General features: G+C 67.5%; 20 protein-coding genes and 1 pseudogene. 9 read left to right on the forward strand and 12 right to left on the reverse strand.

Annotation, left to right across the window (positions count from 1 at the left end):
* Nucleotides 1-45: 45 nt before the first annotated feature.
* The 9 genes and pseudogenes from IB223_RS10605 to IB223_RS10645 form a co-directional block, all read right to left on the reverse strand.
* Nucleotides 46-843, reverse strand: a pseudogene (locus IB223_RS10605) (TIGR03915 family putative DNA repair protein); the annotation flags it as partial.
* Between the two features lie 9 nt (nt 844-852).
* The gene (locus IB223_RS10610) at nt 853-2103 is read right to left on the reverse strand and encodes a putative DNA modification/repair radical SAM protein (protein ID WP_192201630.1); all 1251 of its coding nucleotides are present in this window, start codon (nt 2101-2103) and stop codon (nt 853-855) included.
* A 219-nt stretch (nt 2104-2322) separates the two neighbouring features.
* Nucleotides 2323-3105: a hypothetical protein gene (locus tag IB223_RS10615; RefSeq protein WP_192201631.1), complete on the reverse strand. Its 783-nt coding sequence runs from the start codon at nt 3103-3105 to the stop codon at nt 2323-2325.
* Nucleotides 3106-3368: 263 nt separating this feature from the next.
* The gene (locus tag IB223_RS10620; protein ID WP_192201632.1) at nt 3369-3698 is read right to left on the reverse strand and encodes a DUF3325 domain-containing protein; all 330 of its coding nucleotides are present in this window, start codon (nt 3696-3698) and stop codon (nt 3369-3371) included.
* Entirely contained in the window at nt 3691-5358 is a 1668-nt protein-coding gene (locus IB223_RS10625; protein ID WP_192201633.1) for a PepSY-associated TM helix domain-containing protein, read from the reverse strand. The genes IB223_RS10620 and IB223_RS10625 overlap by 8 nt, the downstream gene beginning before the upstream one ends.
* Nucleotides 5359-5368: 10 nt before the next feature.
* A complete protein-coding gene (locus tag IB223_RS10630) occupies nt 5369-5680 on the reverse strand; it encodes an iron uptake protein (RefSeq protein WP_192201634.1) in 312 nt (103 codons plus the stop codon).
* Between the two features lie 36 nt (nt 5681-5716).
* Complete coding sequence (locus IB223_RS10635; RefSeq protein WP_225591002.1) at nt 5717-7924, reverse strand: TonB-dependent siderophore receptor; 2208 nt, start codon at nt 7922-7924, stop codon at nt 5717-5719.
* Nucleotides 7925-8187: 263 nt separating this feature from the next.
* Nucleotides 8188-8862 carry a ChrR family anti-sigma-E factor gene (locus tag IB223_RS10640; protein WP_192201635.1) on the reverse strand — a complete coding sequence of 225 codons (675 nt, stop codon included), beginning with the start codon at nt 8860-8862 and terminating at the stop codon, nt 8188-8190.
* Nucleotides 8859-9383 carry a sigma-70 family RNA polymerase sigma factor gene (locus tag IB223_RS10645; protein ID WP_225591076.1) on the reverse strand — a complete coding sequence of 175 codons (525 nt, stop codon included), beginning with the start codon at nt 9381-9383 and terminating at the stop codon, nt 8859-8861. The genes IB223_RS10640 and IB223_RS10645 overlap by 4 nt, the downstream gene beginning before the upstream one ends.
* Nucleotides 9384-9632: 249 nt before the next feature.
* Between IB223_RS10645 and IB223_RS10650 the strand changes: the two genes are divergently transcribed.
* The 9 genes from IB223_RS10650 to IB223_RS10690 all read left to right on the forward strand — a co-directional run bounded on the left by IB223_RS10650 (nt 9633) and on the right by IB223_RS10690 (nt 17899).
* Nucleotides 9633-10424, forward strand: a complete 792-nt coding sequence (locus IB223_RS10650) for a hypothetical protein (RefSeq protein ID WP_192201637.1) — start codon at nt 9633-9635, stop codon at nt 10422-10424.
* A gap of 69 nt (nt 10425-10493) precedes the next feature.
* A complete protein-coding gene (locus IB223_RS10655) occupies nt 10494-11447 on the forward strand; it encodes a fatty acid desaturase (RefSeq protein ID WP_192201638.1) in 954 nt (317 codons plus the stop codon).
* Nucleotides 11448-11449: 2 nt separating this feature from the next.
* The gene (locus IB223_RS10660; RefSeq protein ID WP_192201639.1) at nt 11450-12721 is read left to right on the forward strand and encodes an FAD-dependent oxidoreductase; all 1272 of its coding nucleotides are present in this window, start codon (nt 11450-11452) and stop codon (nt 12719-12721) included.
* A complete protein-coding gene (locus IB223_RS10665; protein ID WP_343227187.1) occupies nt 12718-13494 on the forward strand; it encodes a DUF1365 domain-containing protein in 777 nt (258 codons plus the stop codon). The genes IB223_RS10660 and IB223_RS10665 overlap by 4 nt, the downstream gene beginning before the upstream one ends.
* The gene (locus IB223_RS10670) at nt 13491-14741 is read left to right on the forward strand and encodes a cyclopropane-fatty-acyl-phospholipid synthase family protein (protein ID WP_192201640.1); all 1251 of its coding nucleotides are present in this window, start codon (nt 13491-13493) and stop codon (nt 14739-14741) included. The genes IB223_RS10665 and IB223_RS10670 overlap by 4 nt, the downstream gene beginning before the upstream one ends.
* Before the next feature lie 5 nt (nt 14742-14746).
* Entirely contained in the window at nt 14747-15535 is a 789-nt protein-coding gene (locus tag IB223_RS10675) for a DUF1295 domain-containing protein (RefSeq protein WP_192202392.1), read from the forward strand.
* Nucleotides 15532-16614: a cyclopropane-fatty-acyl-phospholipid synthase family protein gene (locus tag IB223_RS10680; RefSeq protein ID WP_192201641.1), complete on the forward strand. Its 1083-nt coding sequence runs from the start codon at nt 15532-15534 to the stop codon at nt 16612-16614. Before IB223_RS10675 ends, IB223_RS10680 begins: the two co-directional genes overlap by 4 nt.
* Nucleotide 16615: 1 nt before the next feature.
* Nucleotides 16616-17146: a lipocalin family protein gene (locus IB223_RS10685; protein WP_192201642.1), complete on the forward strand. Its 531-nt coding sequence runs from the start codon at nt 16616-16618 to the stop codon at nt 17144-17146.
* Between the two features lie 78 nt (nt 17147-17224).
* Nucleotides 17225-17899, forward strand: a complete 675-nt coding sequence (locus IB223_RS10690) for a class I SAM-dependent methyltransferase (RefSeq protein ID WP_192201643.1) — start codon at nt 17225-17227, stop codon at nt 17897-17899.
* 116 nt (nt 17900-18015) lie between these two features.
* Here IB223_RS10690 and IB223_RS10695 read toward each other — a convergent pair whose 3' ends face one another.
* The 3 genes from IB223_RS10695 to IB223_RS10705 all read right to left on the reverse strand — a co-directional run bounded on the left by IB223_RS10695 (nt 18016) and on the right by IB223_RS10705 (nt 19868).
* Complete coding sequence (locus IB223_RS10695; RefSeq protein WP_192202449.1) at nt 18016-18171, reverse strand: hypothetical protein; 156 nt, start codon at nt 18169-18171, stop codon at nt 18016-18018.
* Between the two features lie 86 nt (nt 18172-18257).
* Nucleotides 18258-19106, reverse strand: coding sequence for a DUF2268 domain-containing putative Zn-dependent protease (locus IB223_RS10700; RefSeq protein ID WP_225591003.1), 849 nt, complete (start codon nt 19104-19106; stop codon nt 18258-18260).
* 246 nt (nt 19107-19352) lie between these two features.
* Entirely contained in the window at nt 19353-19868 is a 516-nt protein-coding gene (locus IB223_RS10705; RefSeq protein WP_192201644.1) for a hypothetical protein, read from the reverse strand.
* Between the last annotated feature and the right edge of the window lie 45 nt (nt 19869-19913).

The raw sequence follows: 19913 nt of genomic DNA on the forward strand, positions 1-19913 counted from the left end.
GCGTGCCAGCGGTGCGCGCCTTCATTCGGACGGCGTCACCCGGCCGGGAATGCGGCGACGCGGCGCCTGCGCCTCGCGTTCGTCCATCTCGCGCACACGCCGGCCTGCCTCGCGGACGAGATCCGGCAGCAGGTGGGTCTCGGGCAGGTGTTTCCAGTATTTCTGCGGCATTTCCTGCCGCATCATCCGCGTGTTGAGGCGTGCGGGATTGAAGATGTTGGCGTAGTAGGTGCGCCACAGCGCATCCTCCGCATCGTCTGCCGGCGCATCGGATCGTTGCGCGCCCTCGCCTGCCCACAGCTGCGCGCCATCCCATTGCACGCTGCGATATGGCGTGAGGATGGCCCAGCGCATGCCGGCGAAGCGGCGCATGAAGAACGGTGCGACGCGATCGACGATGAAATGGTCCGGCTCGAACCAGGCGAGATAGTGGTTGTCCTCGCCGTCGATCTGGCGGAAGCGCACGAACGCCTTCATCTTGTGCGTATCGCGCCGCACCGCCTGCGCCCAGCGCGTCGCGCGGTGCACGTCGGCATCGGTGGCGCGGTCGAGCAGCGCGCGCTCACCATTGCCGATGCGCCACAGCAGGCGGTACAGCAGCGCATGCCGGCCGGCATCGCGATGGCACAGCACCGAGGCGGCGAACGCCATGAAGTCCGCCGGCACCGACAATCCCGTCCGCTGCACCGGCTGGTCCATCACGGCTGCACCCCCCAGCAGTTCGCCCTGCGCATCGGCCTGCCATTCCACTGCGTCCGGCGGCAGCGCCGCTTCCCACGCATGCCGTGCCTGCACGCGCCAGGCGTCCAGATCCCACGCAGGCGTCACCGTGGCACGGAACATTCCCGCGACTCAGCCGAAAAGATCGGCCTGGCGCGGTGTGGGCGCCAGTTCGCGTCGCAGGCGCGCCGGATCGTCCAGGCGCTGGCGCGGGTGGTGGTCCAGCAGCACCACGAAGGGCAGCACCTTCTGCAACGGCGCGCGCAACCGTGCCAGGTCCGCGACACGCAGCCGGCCCTGCCGGCGCGAATCGACGATGCGCTGCACGTTGCGTGCACCCAGGCCGGGCACGCGCAGCAGCATCTCGCGCGGTGCGGCGTTGAGGTCGACAGGGAACCGGTCCGGATGCCGCAACGCCCACGCCAGCTTGGGATCGACATCCAGGTCCAGCATGCCGCCCTGCGCGCCGGTGTCGCCGACGATCTCCTGCACGTCGAAACCGTAGAAACGCAGCAGCCAGTCCGCCTGGTACAGGCGATGCTCGCGGAGCAGTGGCGGCGCCCGCAGCGGCAGCTGCATGGACGCATCGGGAATGGGGCTGAAGGCGGAGTAGTACACGCGACGCATGCGGAACCTGTTGTACAGGGCATCGCTGGCGACCAGGATCGCGCGATCATCCGCGGCGTCGGCGCCCACGATCATCTGGGTACTCTGCCCGGCCGGCGCGAACTTCGGCGGACGCCTGCGCCTGGGCTGCGCTTCCTGCTTCGTCGGCCTGGCGGCCAGGATGCGCGTGTGCAGTTCGCCCATCGCATCGCGGATGCCCTGCGCCTGCTTCTGCGGCGCCAGCTGCTTCAGGCCCTCTTCCGTCGGCAATTCCACGTTGATGCTCAACCGGTCCGCGTAGCGGCCGGCGGCGGCGAGCAGTTCCGGCGATGCTTCCGGGATGGTCTTCAGATGGATGTAACCAGCGAAGCGATGGTCTTCGCGCAGGCTGCGCGCGACCTCCACCAGCTGCTCCATGGTGTAGTCGCCATTGCGGATGATGCCGCTGGAGAGGAACAGGCCCTCGATGTAATTGCGTTTGTAGAACTCCAGCGTCAGCCGCACCACCTCGGCCGTGGCGAAGCGCGCGCGCGGCACGTTGCTTGAGACACGGTTGACGCAATAGGCGCAGTCGTAGATGCAGAAGTTGGTCAGCAGGATCTTCAGCAACGACACGCAGCGCCCGTCCGGCGTGTACGAGTGGCAGATGCCCATGCCCTCGGTGCTGCCGATGCCCCCTTTGCCCAGTGAATGGCGCTTGCCTGCGCCGCTGGAGGCACACGACGCGTCGTACTTCGCCGCGTCGGCCAGGATCGCGAGCTTGTCCTTCAGTTGCATGGCGTCATGGTATCCGGCGCACGCTCATGCGATGAGACGATGCGGGCCATCGGCGCACGCAATCGCGGCCCCGCCCCCACCCTGCGGACAGCGCCATGCGCTGCCCGCCCTGAATGAGGGCGATGGCATGAACATGACGGGCATGCGAGCGCGGGCACATGCGCAGCGACGGTTCCGGTTTCCGGCCCCGCCAGGAGACCGGAAACCTCGGAACGCCCGTCAGAAGTCGAAGCGTGCGGCGATGGAGAGCGGCACCGATACACGCTTGCCGGTATCGTTGATCGAACCCAGGCCCAGGCCACCGATGGCGCTGTCATCGCCTTCCAGATCGGCGATGTAGCGCACGCCCGCCTGCGCGGTGATGCTGAAGGTCTCGTTGACCGGGATCAGCACGCCGATATCCACGCCGGCGCTGGCCGCCCACTTCTTTTCGGTGAAAGGCGCGTTCTCGATGGTGATGGCCGCATCAGGGATGTCGAACGTGGCGCGGATGTCGTCGGTCTGCGTGGCGCCCAAGCGGCCGGCGATGAACGGGCGCGTGTAGCCCGGTTGCATGAAGTAGTACCGGTATCCGGCTTCGACCGTCAGCGCTTTGTAGTCGCTGAAGGTCCCGTAGACCGGCAGTTCGGTATTGAGCGCCGGCACGAAGGCACCGCCCACGCGCACGGTGCCCGGATCGGTTTCGGTGCGCCGCAACTGACCGAAGATCTCCGCCCGATCGCTCAGCCCGTACGAGAATTCGAGACCGTATGTCACCGCCTGGTCGTAGATGTCTTCATGCGTGCGCGGCTGGATGCGCAACTCCGCACTGATGCCGGCCAGATCCGGATTGAGCGGCCCGAGGTCAGGCACCGGCGCCACGGCGCCATCATGCACATCGCCACTGACGGGCGTATCCACGCCACCGAACAACGACATCGAGAACTTGCCCTGCTCGGGGCCGGACGCGAACGCGGGAGTGGAAACAGCGAGCAACACCAAGCCAGCCAACCTTGTGTTCATGACGGTATCCAGGATGAAGGGTGGGATGCCGTGGCGTGATGCACACGACGCCTCCCTTACGTGTATACGCGCGGGTTGGATTCACTTCTTGATGCAGCGAGGTTGCAATGGCGTTCCCTTCACGCGCCCTGCACGCGCGTGAACGGGTAACGCATCGCCTGTTGGACCTGCGCGCGACGACTGCACGCACCGCCGCGTTTTGTCCCCAGGGGACGGGTTGGATGCACTCCGTTGACAGGTGGAATGTGCGGTCCCGAGCGACGCTAGTGGACAGCGCGCACCCACGGCGCGAGGACGCGCAACCAGTGCGCACGCCAGGTGAGCACGAATGCGGTGGTGAGCGCGCCCGCCGCGAGACTCATCACCCACACCAGCACCGCCATGGAAGCGTGGTCGACCACCAGACACAGGGCCAGCGCGACGACCAGGCCGGCGGCACCCAGCAGGCGCAACAAGCCCGGCGTATGACGGGAACATCCGCGCACCCATACCTGCTGCGCGTGGGGCTGCATCGACAGCGCCAGCCAGCCCATGCCGGCGAGGCTGGAGAGCAACGCCGCCAGCAACAGGCATCCCGCCATGGAGTCAGGCATGCGACGCCTCCACCCCGGTCACCCGCATCCCGGCGGCAACGGCACGCCGCTTGAGGGTACGCGCCGTGATGCACGCCACGGCGGCGGTCACCAGCAATGACAGGTCAACGCCCGCGACAGGCCAATAGCCCGTGCGCAGCGTGGCGAGCAGGTGGTCACCGGTCGTCACCCAGTTCAGCAACACGGCCGCCACGGCCAGCACCGCTATCGCCCCGGATTGCTCGCGCCATGCGGGATTGGCGAGCCCGCGCGCGACCGGTGCGCTGCGCCAGCCGGCATGCAGCAACGCCAGCACCCAGGTTCCCCAGAAGGCGTAGCGCTCCCAGTCCCCGCGTGCCGGCAGGCCCTCGGGCAGCAGGCGGTTGGCGACCAGTATCCCGAGTGCGGCCAGCACCATGCCCGTCACCGTGGTGACGGCCAGGGCATCGACCACCCTCGCACCCTGGCTGCCACGCTGGGCATGCTGGCGCTTGCGCTTCTCGACGAAGAACACGAACCCGGTCGCGATGCACACCGCACCCGCCAGCCCGCCCAGCACGTAGAACCAGCGCAGCAACCAGTGACGGAAGTGCTGCAGGTGCAGGCCGGTGAGGAACTCGCTGACGCGACCCACCGGGGTGGCGGCAGGATCCTCGCGGATCAGTTCGCCGGTCGATGCCTTGTAGTGGATGCCGTCGCCCACCAGCGCGATGCGGTCGGTACCCGCGCGGTAGACGCTGACGTAGCCATTGGCATCGCCCACGTGCTGCAGCACCAGGAAGCCGACGTCGCCCGCCTTGTCCTTCGCCTCCCAGCGGCGTTGCGCATCGGCCACCATCGCGTCGACATTGGCCAGGCCCGCAGGCACGCCCGCGCGCTCATGCGGCAGGCCGGTCTCGCGCGCTTCCACTTCCGCGTGCAGGTCATGCAGTCCGTGCAGCTGCGTGTGTCCGAGCGGGAAGTAGTACGTGGCGGCGAAGATCAGCAGGCCGGTGAACGCGAAGAAGAAATGGAACGGCAGTGCGACGACGCCGGTCAGGTTGTGCAGGTCCAGCACGCTGCGCAGGCGCGCCTTGTCGGGACGGAAGGTGAAGAACTCGCGGAAGATCTTGCGGTGCATCACCACGCCGCTGACCAGCGCGGCCAGCATCACCAGCGCGGAGAAGCCAACGATCCAGATGCCCAGGTTCTTCCAGTCCAGGGTCAGACCGTAGTGCATGGGATAGAAGAAGCCGCTGCCGACCTTGAGCCTGTCGTTGGGCAAGGGCGTGCCGTCGCGCGGATCGAGGGTGCCGTCGGCCCAGATGGTCTCCTCCGGATCCTTCGCATTCGGCACTTCGTAACCCGCGAACACCTGCAGCACCGGATCGCGGTGGGTGGTGTAGGCGCTCCAGCTGACCACGGTATCGAAGCGGGCCGGCATCTCGCCGTTGACGCGGGGGCGCATCGCGTCCACGGCCGCCGGCAGCGGCTGCATGCGCTCGAAGGCCGGACGCAGCACCTTTTCGTACGAAGGCATCGGTTGCGGCTCGAAACGCGTGGACGGAATCGCCCAGCGGTCGATCTCGCGGTCGAACACCGAGAGCGCGCCGAAGAAGAACGCGGCCATCAGCACGAAGCCCAGCACCAAGCCGAACCAGGTATGCAGCCATGCCATGGCCTGACGGAAGCTCGGGAACATGTCGGCCTCCTCAGACCAGCAGCGATTGCACGAACGAGCCCGTGCCCGCCAGCAACGCACCGCCGCCGGCCAGTACCGCCCACACCACCCACACCCGGCGCGCCGCGAACGCCCAGAGGAACGCCACCAGGAACGCCAGCACGCCCAGCAGGCTGGCGAGGAACTCCGCGTCGTGGAAGTCCATGCCGGCAGCGAACATCAGGCTCGCGCCGGTGGCGACGATGCCCCAGGCGAATGCATAGCCGCCGAACACGGCGGCGGCGATGCGCGCCGCCAGTTGCAGGCGCGGCGCGTGGGGGGAAGCGGCGATGGTGCGGGACATGGCGATGGCTCGTGTCTCGGTACGGGAAGCGGCGGCTCAGAACCGCCAGTTCAGGCTGAGCGTGTAGTTGCGCGGCGCGCCGTAGTAGCCGCTGTAACGCAGCGTGTTGATGTACTTCTCGTCGCCGAGGTTGTTGACGTTGAGCCGGAGCGTGGCGTTGGGCAGGAAGTCCCAGGCGGCGAACGCATTGAGCACCGCATAGCTGTCCTGGCGAACGGTGAAGCCGCTGGATTCCACGTTCGAAATGCTGCTCTGCCAGCGCCCGCCGATACCGAAGGACAGTGCCGTGTAGGTCGGCAGGCGCGCGCTCAGCAACAGGTTGGCCGTCCGGCGTGGCACCCAGCGATAGGTATCGTCTCCATCCTGCCCGGTCAGCTTCAGCGCGGTATAGCCGAACACCATGTCGACGTTGTCGCTCAGCTTGCCGGTGGCTTCGAATTCGACGCCCTTGGACTCGACGTCCACGCCTTCGTAGTAGAACTGGCCAAGGTCGTTGTAACCGGCACCGGTTGCCAGGCCATCCTGCTCGGCCCGGAACACGGCCAGCGTGGTCAGCAGGCGCTTGTCCAGCCAATCGGCTTTCACACCCAACTCGTAGTTCGACCCCTTGGTCGGATCCAGGTAACGCCCGTCAGCGTCCGACTGGCTCTGCGGCTGGTAGATGTCCGAGTAGCTGACGTAGCCCAATACGTTGGGAGTTAAGTCGAAGGTCAGACCCGCGTAAGGACTGGTCTCGCTCTCGGTCTGATCGAATACCACGCCGTAGTTGACGCCTTCGCGGTGGTACTCGGCGTAGTTGAATCCGACCACGGCCTTAAGCCTGTCCGTCAGCGACAGTCGGGTCGCGCCGTAGGCGCGCTTGAGCCGCTCATCCAGCGTGCTGTAGACCGACAGATCGCCCCACACCGGCTCGGGGATCACGTCACCCGCCCACGGAAAGCCGGGCATCTCGATGTAACCGCAAAGCTCGGTGCCGCACATGGCGCCCGCGTACTGGCTGCTGACGCTTTCGCTCTTGGACCAGCTCACGCCAAGCATGACTTCCTGATCGCGGCCGAACATGGGGAAGTGACCATTGAGCGTCGCCGAGCCCAGGTCGGCAGTGAATTTGTCGGCGCCGCCCCACGGATAACCATACAGCCCCAGATTGGTGCCCGGCTCCAGGCCAGTGGCCGCGAAATCAGTGGCGTAGAACAGCTTGTCGTCGTTGCGGATATCGCGATGGTTGTAGGACAGCTTCATCTGCCAGTCTGCGCCCAGCTGGTGGGTGTACTCGATGAAACCGGTCTTGGTGGTCGTGTCCCAGTACGTCCAGTCCTGGGTGGTCGAGGCTCCGCGATCCCATTCGGCCTGCGTGCCGTCGCTGTACATGAAGCCGAGCGCGCCCCACATGTTGCCGTTGGTCTTTCCTTCCTGCCAGGAATACCCCAGCGTCAACGTGCCGTTCTCGCCGATCTGGCCGTCCACTACGCCATAGAGGAAGTCGCGCGTGTCGTCCTTGCCGCGCAGCCAGGAATCGCCTTCTTCGTGCGCGGCCACCACCCGTCCGGCCCAGGTGCCGTTCTCGGTGAACGGCGTGGAGTAATCGACCTCCGCCCGCGTTGTGCCCCAGGAGCCATAGCTGATGCCGACACTACCCTGCGGCTCGTTGGTGGGGCGCTTGCGCACGTAGTTGATCGTGCCGGCGGCATTGCCCACGCCGGTCAGCAGGCCGTTGGCGCCACGGATGACCTCCAGCTTCTCGTAGCCGAAGGTGTCCTGCGCGCCAGTGACGATGCCCCAGCTGTTGGGCAGACCGACACCATCGATCTGGGTGTTGGCGATGTCGAAGCCGCGCGCGGTGAAGTTGGTACGGTTCGTTTCCCATTCCTCCACCTGGATGCCGGTCGCCATGCGCAACGCTTCGTTGAGGCTGTCGGTGCCGAACTGCGCCATCTGCTCGCTGCTCACCACGCTGATCGACTGCGGCGTCTCTTTGATCGCCAGGTCGAGGTTGGTGGCGCCGTTGCTGACGCGGCTGGCGCGCTGACCGACGACCATCACTGCATCGAGGTCTGTCGCTGTCGCGGAGGCATCTGCGGCCGCCTGGACAGCAGGCACCGCGTCCTGCGGCGCGGCGATCGCCGTGCCCGCCGTACAGGCCAGCGCGATGCAGATGGCGGTACGCAGTCGCGCCGCCATGGCGGGGGTGGCAAGGGAACGGCGGGCACGGGAAGACAGCAGGAAGGGGGACGTGGAGGGCATGGGGGGTATCGGGGAGGGGAAAGGAAGCGGCGCAGCCGTGACGGGCAACGACGTCCCCGCCCGCGACATCGCGCGATGCGGACATTAGATGCGAATGGTTCTTATTTTGCAAGACTGAGGTGTACCGGTTACCCCGCGAGATGCACGCAATACCGGCCCGCGGGCGCCTTGGCCTGGAACGCACGCCCGCTGGACCCGCAGCGCTTGCGGCGAGTACGCGGGCACCCCGGCACGTACGGTGCCGGGGTGCCCGAGGGCCTCGATCAGAGCTTGAACAGCGGCTGCAGGCGTTGCGCCAGCCAGCCCGGGAAGCGAAGCGGCGCATCCAGCGCGGAAACGCAGATGCAGGCGACGCCGGGCACGGTCACCGGCTGGTGCTCGACGTCGCTGTCCAGGTCGGCCACGTCACCGGGGGCGAAGTGGCCCAGCGCATCGTGGTAGGCGCCGCGCAGGATCTGGGTGAGTTCCGTGCCGCCATGGCTGTGCACGGGCATGCTGCGGCCGGGGCCGATCTTCAGCATCAGCAGCGTACCTGTCGGCGTACCCGCCGCCCGGATGCAATGCACGCCCGGCGCCATCCAGCGCCACTTCAAGGCACGGTAGGACGTGCCGAAATAGGGATGCAGGGGCGCCGGCAGGCGATCGTCCGCCTCGTACGGTGCGACACGCGGTGGCGGTGCCACCACGACAGGTTCGTCATCGAGGCGACGCAGCATCGCCTCGCGCAGGACGGCCCGGTGGCCTTCTTCCGGGGCGCCCGGTCCGGGCTGCTGGTGTTCGATCAGCTGCCCTCCGATGCACTCGGCCTCCTCCACGCGCGCGCGGCAGTGCGGGCAGGTTTCCAGGTGCGTGGCGGCGACGATCGCCATCTCGACGGTCAGCGCCCCCGCCGCGTAGCTGAGCAGGGTGGAGGGATCGAGATGATGGTGCGGATTCACGACTGACCTCGTACTTGGCCCTGCAGGCGCAGGAACGCGCGCCGCAGGTGCGACTTCACCGTACCCAGCGGCATGTCCAGCTCGTCGGCGATTTCCTGGTGGCTCTTGGCTTCGAAATACGACATCCGCATCAACCTCGCCTGCACCGCCGGCAGTTCCTCGATGCGGCGTTGCAGGTGGACGTGCTCGGCGTAGTCCTCCGCCGACGTGAAGGGCCGGGCCAACTCCTCGTCCGTGCCCTGGCACGCATCCTCCAGCACCTGCACCCACCCGGGTTCGCGTCGCACGCGGTCGATGTGCAGGTTGCGGCCGATCCGGAACAGCCAGGTGGACACCGCGCCCTGTTGCGGATCGTACATGGCCGCCCGCTGCCACAGGCGCAGCAGCGCCTCCTGCGAGAGCTCTTCCGCCACCGCCTCGGGACTGCCCAGCCCGCGCAGGTACAGGCACAGGCGTGGCATGAAGTGATCGTAGATCCGCATGAAGCTGCCCCGGTCGCGCAAACGCGCGACCGCGATCATCTCGCGGGTCCAGTCATGCGTATCCCGGGTGGAGGGCGTGGGCGTGGACACCGGCCGTGCCGCCCCGCGGGGCGGCGTAATCCTTGTGAAGTCGGACGGCATGGTATGCCAGGCCCCGTTGCTGGTCGTGATGGGCGTATGTACGGGCGGGACCGCCGTTTGGATGCGGCGTCATCCAGTGCCCGGATGCATCCACCCTGCCCCGCACACCGTAGGACGAACCGGTCCACCTCCCGGGAATCCCGACGCATGTCCGTACGCAGCCACCTGCTCGCGCTGTCGATGGGCACCATCGGCGCCTGTGTGGCCGGTCCCGCCCGTGCGGATACCGACGTCCAGCATCAGGAAGCCCGCGCACATGCCCGCAAGGGCGAAACGCTGCTCTACCGCGAATCGCACTGGCGTTACCGGCAGGAGGGAACGGCGCGCCGGCTGGTGCTGTATCGGTGTCCCGATGGCCGTGCGTTCGCGCGCAAGACCGTGGTCGAACGCGCCATGGCCCAGGCACCGGACTTCGATTTCCAGGATGCCCGGGATGGCTATCGCGAAGGCGTGCGCAGCGGGCCGCAGGGGCGCGTGGTCTACGTCCGGTCGGGTGCGCGCGCTCCACTGAAGGAACGTGCGCTGGCCGTACCCGCCGATGGCGTGATCGATGCCGGCTTCGACGCCAGCGTGCGCCTGCACTGGGCGACCCTCCGCGCCGGTGACGACGTGACCCAACCCTTCCTGCTGCCCAGCCGGATGTCCTTCGTGCCGGTACGCCTGCAGCCCGGGCCCTCCGTGCGATGGCAAGGCATTCCCGCGCAGCGCATGACGATGCGACTGGACCGCTGGTATGGCTTCGTCGCGCCTTCGATGGAACTGACCTACGCGGACGCGGACCGGCGCCTGCTGGAGTTCGCCGGCATCGCCACCATCCGCGACAGCGCCGGGCGGCACCAGGACGTCCGCATCGTGTTTCCCGAACCCGCCAAGCCCGCCGATGCAGGCGCCCTGCAGCGCGCACTCGCCACGCCGCTCGTGCAGCGGTGCACGCCCTGAGTGTCGTGCCGCGTGCATCCAATCACCGTCTGCACACGTATGTGCCGTGAATGCAGCGGAGACAGAGCGATGCCGGCCAGCGTTTCATCCACCTCCACGCTGGCGGCACGCGGTCTGGCCGCTGTGCGTCGCTGGTTCGACACGCAGAGGGTGGATGACGAAGACGCAGGCCGCGCCCGGGAGATCGACTGGCTGCGTGCCGCCCCCTTCATCGGCATGCACCTTGCGTGCGTGGCCGTGCTGTGGGTCGGCGTATCGCCTGTCGCGGTGATCGCGGCAGTGGCGCTCTACGCCGTGCGCATGTTCGCGATCACCGCCTTCTACCACCGCTACTTCTCGCACCGCACGTTCCGCACTTCGCGCGTGCTGCAGTTCGTGTTCGCGCTGATCGGTGCCGCGAGCGTGCAGCGCGGGCCGTTGTGGTGGGCCGCGCACCACCGCAACCACCACCGCCATGCCGACACCCCTGCGGACCCGCATTCGCCCGCGGTGCACGGCTTCTGGTGGAGCCACGCGGGCTGGTTCCTCACCCGCGGCGGCTTCCGCACGGACTGGGCGCGCATCCCCGACCTTGCGCGCTATCCGGAGCTGCGCTGGCTGGATCGCTACGACACCGTCGTGCCGGTACTGCTGGCCGCCAGCCTGTATGCGGTCGGGGAACTGCTGGAGTACGTGGCCCCGCAGTGGGGCACGAACGGCCCGCAGCTGCTGGTGTGGGGCTTCTTCGTGTCCACCGTAGTGCTGTTCCATGCCACGGTCACCATCAATTCGCTGGCGCACCGCTTCGGCCGCCGCCGTTTCGACACGCGCGACGACAGCCGCAACAACATCTGGCTCGCGCTGCTGACTTTCGGCGAGGGTTGGCACAACAACCACCACTTCTTTCCAGGTACCGCGCGCCAGGGGTTCCGCTGGTGGGAAATCGACCTGACCTGGTACGGACTGCGGCTGCTCGCCCTGTTCGGCCTGGTGCGGGAACTCAAGCCGGTGCCCGCCTGGGTGCTGGCGAAGGCGAGGCACTGAGCATGCGCATCGCGATCGTGGGTTCCGGCATCGCCGGACTGGCCTCGGCATGGTGGCTGTCGCGCCGGCACGAAGTGGTCCTGTTCGAAGCCAACGACTACCTGGGGGGCCACACGCACACGCACGATGTCGAACAGGCGGGACGGCACTACGCCATCGACAGCGGCTTCATCGTCTTCAACCCGGACCACTACCCGCTGCTGTGCGGGCTCTTCGACGAGCTTGGCGTGGCCTCGCAGCCGACCACGATGAGTTTTTCCGTGCACAGCGCGCGCAGTGGCGTGGAATACAACGCGACCACGTTCGACACGCTGTTCTGCCAGCGTCGCAACCTGCTGTCGCCGCGCTTCTGGGGCATGCTCCGCGACCTGGCGCGTTTCTACCGCGAGGCGCCCGCGTTGCTGGCCGGAGGACAGACGGGCCCCACGCTCGGCGACTACCTGCAGGTCGGCGGCTACGGCGATGCCTTCCGCGATGAACACCTGGTGCCGATGGCATCGGCCCTGTGGTCGTCGCCGCCGCAGGGCATCCTGGCGTTCCCGGCACGGTACCTGGTGCAGTTCATGGCCAACCACCACATGCTGACGCTGGGAGCACGATCGCCCTGGCGCGTGGTGACGGGCGGTTCGAGCACCTATGTACAGGCATTGCGTCGTCGCTGGCGCGTGCAGGAAAGACGGTCCACGCCCGTGCTGGCGATCCGCCGCGACGACGAAGGCGTGGAACTCGACACCCGCCACGGCCGCGAGCGCTTCGACCATGTCGTCCTGGCCTGCCACAGCGACCAGGCACTTGCCCTGCTCCACGACGCGGATGCCAGCGAGCACGCGATCCTCGGCGCCATCCGCTACCAGTCCAACGACACCGTGCTGCACACCGACGCCAGCATGCTGCCGCGCGAACGCAAAGCCTGGGCGGCATGGAATGCGCATGTGCCCCGCGACCCTTCGGCGCCGTGCACGGTGAGCTACTGCATGAACCTGCTGCAGGGCGTCGCGTCGCCGGATCCCTTCGTGGTCACCCTCAACCGCAGCGAGGCGATCGATCCCGCGCGCATCCTCAAGCGCATGCACTACCGCCATCCGGTCTATGACCACGGCATGGTCGCGGCGCAGCAACGCAAGGCCGAGATCCAGGGCCGCCGCCGCACGTGGTTCGCCGGTGCCTACTGGGGCTGGGGCTTCCATGAGGACGGCATCCGCAGCGCACGCGACGTGGTGGATGCCATCGAGGCGCTGGCCTTCCGGCGCGACGCCGAAGCGGTGAGCGCGTGACCGCTCCGCTGGCAAGCGCCGTATACGAGGGCTGGGTGCGGCATCGTCGGCACTCACCACGCGCGCACGCCTTCCGCTATCGCATGGCCCAGCTGTACCTGGACCTGGACGAAGTCGATACCGTGTTCGACCGCCGCTGGCTGTGGTCGGCGGATCGCCGCAACCTCGCGGAGTTCCGCCGGTGCGACTACCTGGCACCGCACGACCGGCCGCTGGTCGAGGCCGTGCGCGACCGCGTCGAACGCGCGTTCGGCCATCGGCCACAGGGTCCGGTCCGCCTGCTGACGCACCTGCGCTACGCCGGCCACGTCTTCAATCCGGTCAGCTTCTACTACTGCTTCCAGCCGGACGGCACCACGCTGGACGCCGTGCTGGCCGAGATCACCAACACGCCCTGGCGCGAACGGCACAGCTACGTATTGCCCATACACGACGGCGTGCCGTACGGCGACGGCTGGGAATGGGGCTTCGACAAGGCCTTCCACGTGTCGCCGTTCCTGCCGATGGACTGCACCTACCGCTGGCGCTTCACGCCGCCCGTAGACGCCCTGCGCGTGCACATGCAGGTCGACCGCGAAGGACAGCGCGCCTTTGACGCCACCCTGACCCTGCTGCGCCGACCCTTGGATGGCGCCTCGCTCGCGCGCGTGCTGTGGCGCTACCCGCTGATGACCACGCAGGTCGTGGCCGGCATCCACTGGCAGGCACTGCGCCTGTGGCTGAAGCGCACGCCAGTGCACGACCATCCTTCACTCGCACGCGAGACCCCATGAACGAGATTGCCGACGTCTCCGCTGTTCCCTCCTACGGTGCGTTCGATCGCCTGCTGCGCTCGCAGCTGCTGGCCCGCCTGGATGCACTGGACCATGGCGTGCTGGTGGTCCGCGACGCGCTGGGCGAACACCGCTTCGGCCACGCCGGCGAGGGAGGGTTGTCGACCGTGCACCTGTGGATCGACGATCCCGCGTTCTATCGCGCGCTCGCCGCGCAGGGCAGTGTGGGCGCCGGCGAGGCCTACATCGCCGGCCACTGGCGCTGCGACGACCTGGTCGGGCTGGTCCGGCTGCTGGTGCGCAACCGCACACTGCTCGATGGCATGGAGGGCGGCCTGGCCCGCATCGGTGGCTGGGCGCTGCGCCGCTGGCACGCACTCCGCCGCAACACGCGCGAGGGCAGCCGCCGCAACATCGCCGCGCACTACGACCTCGGCAACGATTTCTTCGCCCTGTTCCTGTCGTCGGACCTGATGTACTCCTCGGCGATGTTCGCCTCCCCGGACGACGACCTGGAGACAGCCTCCTACCGCAAGCTCGATGCGGTGTGCCGCAAGCTGGCGCTCGCGCCGGGGGACCGCGTGGTCGAGATCGGCACCGGCTGGGGCGGCTTCGCGCTGCATGCGGCGCGCCACTACGGCGCGCACGTGACCACCACCACGATCTCGCGCGAACAGCATGCACTGGCCAGCCAGCGCGTGGTCGACGCCGGCCTGCAGGACCGGGTGACGCTGTTGCTGCAGGACTACCGCGACCTGCAGGGCGCTTACGACAAGCTGGTGTCAATCGAGATGATCGAAGCGATCGGCGCGCAGTACCTCGGCACCTTCTTCGGCAAGCTGGGCAGCCTGCTGCGCCCGGGCGGGCAGGCCTTGCTGCAGGCCATCACCATCGAGGACCACCGCTACCTGCAGGCGCGCGACTCGGTGGACTACATCAAGCGCTTCGTCTTTCCCGGCAGCTTCATCCCCTCGCTCAATGCCATGTATGACGCGAAGACCCGCGCCAGCGACCTGCAGGTCGTCCACCAGGAGGACTTCGGCCTGTCGTATGCGTGCACGTTGCGCGCATGGCGGCGGCGCTTCATGACGCGCCTGGCGGATGTACGCGCGCAGGGCTTCGACGAGCGCTTCATCCGCCTGTGGGAGTTCTACCTGGCGTATTGCGAAGGCGGCTTCCTGGAGCGCTCCATCGGCGTGTCGCATCTGCTGATGGCGCGTCCCGGCCACCCGTCGGGGGCCGCATGAGTCTCCTGCACTCCCTCGGCTGGGTGGCCCTGGTGGCCGCCGCGGTGATGACGCTGGGCTGGCTGTGGCAACGGCACCATGAGAATGCGGGCATCGTCGACGTGCTGTGGTCGGCCTGCGTGGGCGGCAGCGCCGTACTGCTTGCAGTTCTCGGTGATGGCGCGTGGCAGGCACGCGTGACGCTGGCCGTGCTCGGTGGCCTGTGGGGCGCGCGGCTCGCGCTGCACCTGTGGCGACGCGTGCGCCACGAACCGGAAGACGGCCGCTACCGCCATCTGCGCGACCACTGGCAGGGGCACCAGGGCAAGTTCCTGCTGTTCTTCATGGCGCAGGCGTTGCTGGTGGTGCTGTTCGCGCTTCCGTTCGCTGCCGCGGCGCGCAGCCCCGTGGACTCGGCGTGGCCGTGGATCGTGCTGGCGGTGGCCATATGGATGGGCAGCGTCGCCGGCGAGGCCATCGCCGACCGCCAGCTCGCGCGCTTCCGCGCAGATCCCGCCAACCGCGGGCGCACCTGCCGCGAGGGCCTGTGGCATTACTCGCGACACCCCAACTACTTCTTCGAATGGCTGCACTGGTTCGCGTACGTCGCGCTGGCAGCCGGTTCGCCTTGGTTCTGGCTGGCATGGACGGGCCCGGTGGTGATGTACGTGTTCCTGCGCTGGATCAGCGGCATCCCCTACACCGAGGCGCAGGCGCTGCGCACGCGCGGCGAGGACTACCGCGACTACCAGCGACGCACGCCGATGCTGTTCCCCTGGTTCCCGACACCCCGCGACGAGGAAACGACGCGATGAACACCATGACCGACGAGCTTCCCGTTGACCGCCCCGCCACCGGCCTGCTCGGCCTGGCCGAACGCGGCCTGCTGCCCGACGCGCTCGTTCGCGCCGGCATCCGCCGCCTGTGCGCGCAGCGCCTGCGCGACGAAGGCGAAGGTGGCCAGACGGCGCAGTCCGCACGCCTGGCGCAACGCCTGCGCGACCTCCAGCGCGGCGCACTCGCCCTGCATACCGACGCTGCGAACCGCCAGCACTACGAACTTCCACCCGCCTTCTTCCAGCACTGCCTTGGACACCGGCTGAAGTACAGCAGCTGCTTCTATGCCACCGGCACCGAGACGCTGGACCAGGCCGAGGACGCCATGCTGGCCCTGTACGGCGAGCGCGCGGACCTGGCCGACGGACAGGACATCCTGGAACTCGGCTGCGGCTGGGGTTCGCTGACCCTGTGGATGGCGGAGCGTTACCCGAACGCACGCATCACCGCCGTCTCCAACTCCCATTCGCAGCGCGAATTCATCGAGGCCCGCTGCGCCGAACGCGGACTGCGCAACGTCCGCGTCCTTACCCGCGACGTCAACCAGCTGCACCTGGAGCCGCAGGGCTTCGACCGCTGCGTGTCGGTGGAGATGTTCGAACACGTCAGCAACCATGCCGCGCTGCTGCGTCGCATCCATGACGCGCTGCGGCCCGGCGGCACGCTGTTCGTGCACATCTTCGTGCACCGCCACCTGATGTATCCGTTCGAAACACAGGGCGAGGACAACTGGATGGGCCGGCACTTCTTCACCGGCGGCATGATGCCATCCGCCGACCTGCTGCTGTTCTTCCAGGACCACCTGCACCTGCAGCAACGCTGGCTGCTGGACGGTAGCCACTACCAGCGCACCGCCAACCACTGGCTGGCGCGGCACGATGCACATCGCGCGGAGGTGATGGACGTACTGCGCCAAGCCTATGGCGATGCCGCGCCTCTATGGAACCAGCGCTGGCGGATGTTCTGGATGGCCTGCGCCGAACTGTTCGGCTATCGCGGCGGGCAGGAATGGCTGGTCGCGCACTATCGCTTCCAGCGACCCACCCGGGAGCACTGACATGCGCACCCTGCCCTTCGTGCTGCTCGCGCTGATGGTCGCCACCACCACCTCGGCCTGCCGCTCCGGCAACGTCAAGCCGTCCATCCCCACGGCCGCACCGGTCGACGTGGACCGCTTCATGGGCGACTGGTACGTCATCGCGCACATCCCGTCGTTTCCCGAACGCGAGGCCTATGCCGCCGTGGAGTCGTACGCGAAACAGCCGGACGGCCGCATCCAGACCACGTTCCGTTTCCGCAAGGGCGCGCTGGACGGACCGGAGAAGACCATGCATCCGGTCGGCACGGTCACGCCGGGCACAGGTGGCGCGGTATGGGACATGCAGTTCGTCTGGCCGATCCAGGCCGAGTACGTGATCGCCTACGTGGATGCCGACTACCAGCAGACGATCGTGGGGCGCAGCAAGCGCGACTACGTGTGGCTGATGGCGCGTACGCCGCGGATTCCGGAGACGGACTACCAGGCGCGCGTCCGCCAGATCGAAACGCTGGGCTACGACGTGTCGAAGCTGCGCCGCGTACCGCACTGAGCAGCCGACGGCTCCGCTGCAACGATTCGCGAATGGATCGCACGCTAGCATGGAGGCCCCGCCGCAACGGAACACCGCATGTCGTTCTCGGATCCAGACGCCGTCGCCCGCTACGCCCAGGGCCCCATCCGGCAGGTGCCGGGCTTCCAGGGAATGCAACAGATGGCGCGGATCCTGCTTGCCGAACGCGTGCCCGACGATGGCCACGTACTGGTGCTGGGTGCCGGGGGCGGGCTGGAACTGAAAGCGTTCGCCGACGCGCAGCCCGGCTGGCGTTTCACCGGCGTCGATCCGTCGGCCGAGATGTTGCAGCTGGCCACCACCACCCTCGGGCCGCTGGCGTCGCGCGCGGGGCTGATCGAGGGCTACATCGACGATGCGGCGCAAGGCCCGTTCGACGGCGCGACCTGCCTGCTGACCCTGCATTTCCTGCCAGCGGAACAGCGACTGCACACGCTGGCCGAAGTACGCCGACGGCTCGCCCCCGGCGCACCGTTCATCGTCGCCCACCACAGCGTGGACGACGCAACGGACAAGCGCGAGCGCTGGCTTTCCCGTTACGCCGCTTTTGCGGTCGCATCCGGCGTGCCTGCCACGAACATGGTCAACGCTGCCGCCGCGATCAACGCGCGCCTGCCGCTGCTGTCGCCCGCGCAGGACGAAGCGCTGCTGGGCGAGGCGGGGTTTGTCGATATCGAGCTGTTCTATGCCGGGTTCACGTTCCGCGGCTGGGTCATGCGCAACCCTGGCTAGACATGCCACGCGCGACCCAGGCAGGGATGGCACATGGCCGGCAGGGCTCGCGTTTCCGGAACGTATCCCGGGTTCGCGGCGCTCGCCCGGGATTCACTTGCAGCAACAACAGGCGGTCAGGTCGGCGCGAAACCGCGCGTGGCCTTCTTCTCGCTCTTCTCGGCGCGCTTTTCCTTCATCGTCTTCGCCGGCTTTTTCTTCTGCTCTTTCTTCTTGTCCAGGCCCTTGGCCATCACGTGTACTCCCATGGTCGTTGCGACCACCGGGAGCATGACACATCCGGGGCGCCCGGGAGGTGACGCTGCATGGAGTCAGCCGACGCAAGGCATAGCGCTCGCGCGGGACCCCTCCTGCCCGCCTACAGCACCATGCCGGGATGCCAGCCACTGCGGGCCAGGAAGGCGCGGGCGTCGTCCATCTCCAGGATCTCGCGCAGCGCCTGGCGCTTGTCGGGCGCGTTGCGGTAATAGGCCTTGGCGATCCGGTAACCGACCCAGTAGCCGAGGTCGCCCGGCTGCTCCGGCGTGGTGTTGTAGACCCAGTCCTTGAGCTCGGTCTTGTCGATGTCGGCGGCGAAGCGGGTCTCGATTTCCTGCTCGCGACCCGCCGCCATCGCCGCGGTGCGGCCGTAGGCGATCTCACCCGCCACCAGCTCGCCGACGAATTCGGCGATCCCCTCGAGCAGCGAGATTTCCAGTACCGTCGGCGCGGGCTTGTCGCTCAGTTTGTGCGCGTTGACCTGCTGCACATGGACGTATTCGTGCGCGAGCACGTAGACGATCCTGTCCTCGGCGTCGGCATTGAGCCAGTCCGCGTCGCACAGCGCCTCAAGGCCCACCTGGATGCCGGTATCGGGGGCGCCGATGGCGATCGGCTTGCCGCGCCCGATGGCGATGGTCACCGGCGGGAAGCGCGCCTCGCCGTACAGCCCGCCGAGGTCGCGCAGGGCCTTCTCGAGCCGCGCGCGCGCCTGCGGCAGCACGGCCAGGCAGCGGCGCGCATCGGCATAGAGCGCGGGATCGCGTGCCACGGCATCCGCGATGCGTTGCCCCGTGGTGTTGCGTAGACGGGCGAACAGGCGCAGTCCTTCCGAACCCTGCTCCAGATAGTCGCGCTGCAGTTGCGCAGCCGTCGGCTTTCCACCCGCCGCATCGTAGACGCGGTAGAACAGCGCCACGTCATCGGTCTGCACGACGGCGCCCGGCATGGCGGGAGTCGTGCCTCTAGTCTCCTTCGCAGTGGCCGGGAGCACATGCATAGCCAGCAATGCGAATGCCAGCACGGTTGTGGTGCCGCTGCTCTTGACGGTATGCCACGGCAACAGACTACGCCGCATCGTCTTAATTGATATCCACTGAAGTACAACAAGCATCGATTCCCTCCACGCCTCGGATTTCATATTCCTATTCTGACCGCGAGGCCGATATCCGGCCAAGTGCGGTCTCGTGCCGATCTAGCGGAACGTCCACTCCGTCCCCGACCACACGATGATCCCGTTCAAAGTATCCGAAGGAGTGTTTGGCGGGTCATCTGCATCAGCGACTCGCCCCGTGAATCGAACACCGTGCGGAGTTGCGGAAATGGAGTCGATCAACTGCGGAAACCTGGGGGACGTGAGTTCGGGAAGCGAGTAACCGGGGTGGATCAGCAGCTTCGCATTGGCTCCTTCGCGTAGCGCGAGAAGGATTGATCGCCAGGTCGCGCTCCCGCCGGCGCAGCCTTCGTCGAGCACGACCAGGGCGATGTACTGGACCCCCGGGCTCCCTTGCCAACGCGCGAAGTTCCGAGGGTTGAACGAGACATTGCAGCCGATCGAGTTCGCATAGGATTCCACGACCTCCGGCATATGCTTCAGCGCTTCCGCTTTTCGTTCTTCCCATGCGTTGATGTCGTGCACGGTCTGCGATCCCACAGACAACGGAGTTCCGAGCATCATCAGAATCAGATACATCTTGCGCTTGAGCTTCATCTGCTGCCCCAGTTGGGTCAACGCGTGACGGAAATCCGCGACGCC

Origin of the sequence: Pseudoxanthomonas sp. PXM03, assembly GCF_014852005.1 — a bacterium.
GTDB lineage: Bacteria > Pseudomonadota > Gammaproteobacteria > Xanthomonadales > Xanthomonadaceae > Pseudoxanthomonas_A.